The organism is Desulfosarcina sp., assembly GCF_033791525.1.
Classification (GTDB): domain Bacteria; phylum Desulfobacterota; class Desulfobacteria; order Desulfobacterales; family Desulfosarcinaceae; genus Desulfosarcina.
The window spans coordinates 1-3,169 of record NZ_JASJGN010000292.1 but is presented as its reverse complement, the minus strand read 5'-3'; the positions used below and the strand labels follow the sequence as shown (position 1 = coordinate 3,169).

2 protein-coding genes are annotated in these 3,169 nt (G+C 55.2%); one reads left to right on the top strand and one right to left on the bottom strand.

Annotated features, from left to right (window positions below):
• A partial coding sequence (locus QNK41_RS14590; protein WP_319258179.1) for a lytic transglycosylase domain-containing protein occupies positions 1-1,849 on the bottom strand: 1,849 nt, incomplete at its 3' end.
• A 280-nt stretch (positions 1,850-2,129) separates the two neighbouring features.
• On the opposite strand from QNK41_RS14590, the gene QNK41_RS14585 reads away from it, so the two are divergent.
• Complete coding sequence (locus tag QNK41_RS14585) at positions 2,130-2,885, top strand: phytochelatin synthase family protein (protein WP_319258177.1); 756 nt, start codon at positions 2,130-2,132, stop codon at positions 2,883-2,885.
• Positions 2,886-3,169: the final 284 nt, after the last annotated feature.

The following is a 3,169-nucleotide window of genomic DNA, read 5'->3' as shown; positions in this document are numbered from 1 at the left end:
CCACACGATAGGCTGCAAAGAAATCCTCCTGCAGCCGCTTGTGAAAATCGTAACGTCGGGCTTCGAAATCCGCGGCTGCTATGGCATCCAGTGGAACTTTAATCTTCTGGTGCAATTGCAGCGGCTGGCCATAGGGTATGTTGTTCAGGCGACGGATCCGTGAGGCACGGACACCGGCCCATTCAGCATAATGGCCGAGGGTCTCTTCAACCTCGACCTGTATGACACCCACCGTTTGCCGTTTGAACTGGATGATCCGGGCAAAACCGACATCTGCGTTGACGATACCTGGCTCTGTCCCCCAATCATTGTCGATCGTATTTTCCGGCGCGTTTTCGGGTTCAACGACGGCCATTGCGATAAGATCAGCAGGAGATGGCCCCGGACGACGGTATCGGGCGACCAGGCTTTCCACAGGAATATTCTCGGGGATGGCAACAGATGTGTCTGCACTTTCCCCGCCCGCAAAAAGAACCACGGGACCCCGCGGTATCGGCGGTTGGGGGGTTTTTTCGCTGGGGACCGAGTCCCCGGCCTGGGGAATGCGAAGGGTCTGCCGGGCATAAACGGTTGCCCGTCGATCCATATTGTTGGCCAGAATCAGGTCGTTTAGCTTCACACGATGCATCCGGGCGATCTTGCCGGCTGTATCCCCTTTCTGAACCGTGTAGAACCGGCTTGCTTTCTGAGCTGTTTTGAATAGATCCGAAGGAATAGTGGCCAACGATATGCCGTCTGATTCGGCGGGGGCGGGAAGATTCAGGACGTATCCCCTGGGGATATATTTCTGACCGCTGAACACCGGTGGCCGAAGGGCTGGATTCATGGTCCGGACCACTTTTGGGGAAACCTTGAAATGGCGACAAAGATCCGTGAATGCCGCAAAACCATCCAGGCTCACCGTCCTCGATCGAATGGGGGCATTCAGGGTCAGGGGCCCGAAATAACGCTGGTAATTCGATGCGACGCGGCGGGCAGCCAGAAATTCGGAATAGAAATTCCTCGAAGCGAATTTAAAGGTGCGGCCTTTATAGGATGTGAAAATTTCGGGATAATCGCCGTGAGCGGCCTTGGCCCGCTGCATGCCGGCGGCACCGTGGTTGTATGCCGTGATGGCCAGGGGCCAGCTGCCCAGCCGGTCGTGGTTTTCCTTCAGCAATCGTGCCGCCGCCTGGGCGGCGGCAAGGGGGTCACGCCGTTCGTCCAGCACATAATCCACAGTCATGAATCGCTTGCCCGTGGACCGGGTAAACTGCCACATCCCGGCTGCACCAAACTTGCTGTAGGCGTTGGTGTTAAAAGAGGATTCCACATGGGGCAGATAAGCCAGGTCGTCGGGCACCCCGTTGGATTTTAAAATGGCGCGCATCCGATCGATGTATGCGCCGGAACGAATCAGACCGGCCTGGAAGCGATCCCGCTGACCGATCTGACAGCGAACCCGATGACGGGCATGGCTGAATGTGCGTGCAACGGCCCCGGGTCCAAAAAGCGCAGCCACCCGTCGGCAGTCTGCATCTTCTGCCAAGGGATCGGCTGCCAGGCGCTTCAATACCGATTCAACCTTTTGACCGGCCTTTTTCATTCGCCGGCGGTTGATTTTCCGGGCGCCCGGATGGTCGGCGGGTTTAAGGTCGATCACCTCGTAAACGATATCCAGATGAACGCTGTCGTGAACGACGGCCTGGGTGGTTGAATAGCGGGCATAAATAGTCGTCCAAAACGTCACATTTGGATCGATGACCGGGTAAAGGGGAAACGGTTCTTCGGCGGCATGAACGGGTGAATGGGAAAGGCCGAGCAAGACCGAAAAGACGATGATCCATAACCTTACACGTTTGTGATGCATGTCGACCCTTCCTTGTAGGCCTCCGTTTGGGTGTCCAACCATATAACAGAACTGCAATAATAATACCACTGATCAAGGTCGTCCCCGGAGCCTTGTCAGTGCTGTCTTTCGATACAAAACGCATCGTTGCCACACCAAGATGTGTCCGGAAAACCGGACAGAATCTGACAAATAATTGACAAAAACCGGCAACTATCTCGCAACGACTCGGGCAAACTGCTTGAATGAATCCGATCAATGATCATATTTTAGACTACTTTTTTACGCCTGAGGGGTGGAGATGAACCTGCTGCGCAACCTGATTCGCCCGTACCTTTACGCCCGGTACGGCTTTCACCGCATGACCGGAACCGGTGCTTTTAAAGGCGACCGGGTTAGAACCGTCCATTCCCCTGCCCGGCCCCAATGGAATCCACTTAAACAGGCTATCTGGCGATACCATGTCAAGCAATTTCACGATTCCTCGTGTTCGGTGGCCAGCGTGGTATCGTGCATCAACGCCATCAGATCCCTGGAAAACAACGATACCCATCCCATCAGTCAAACCGACATCCTCGACCGTGTGACCACCGGCCACTGGAAAGAACGTATGAGCGACGGCGGATACCGGGGACGCCGCGGACTGCCGCTGCCGCTGTTGGGCCAGGTGGTCAAGGACAGCATCACTGCCTATGATCTGAAGGTTCGAACCGTCGATATCGTCCAGACACCCAAAAATGCAACTCCGAAATCGCCGATCCGTGCAAGACTTAAGAAGCGGCTACGCGAGTTTGATCGCCACGGCAACTGCCTGATCATCGCCCATTTTGACCAGGGCAGTCTGGTCCCAACCTTGAATATCCCCCACATATCGCCGGTGGGCGCCTACGACTCCACCTCCGAGCGGGTCACCATGCTCGACGTAGACCCCGAACAGCTTATGCCCTACCAGGTATCCTTCGACGCCTTTTACAAAGGGTTGGCGTGTGATTACCATCACGTGTTCGAAGCCTTCGGGTACGGCAGCGGCGGATATGTCTATATCCACATACGCTGAGCGAAATTATAATGATGCTTTTGACGTAGATATCACAGATCGGTCGACGAATGCACGACTGAAAGGTGCAAGCGCCGGTTTGAGTGACGCTCACTGTTGCCTGCGAGCGGTTGCATCCTCTGGTGATCATGGTTAAGTTGTTCGAGGAACCTGTTGACTAAGGAGCGTCACGTTCGATACCAACCCAAACATGCTTGATCCGATTCAGCGCATCTCCAGGAGAAAATTTATGGGCAGGCTCTCAGCGGCACTCAAGACGTTGCTGGCAGCCCAGTTTCTGCCCC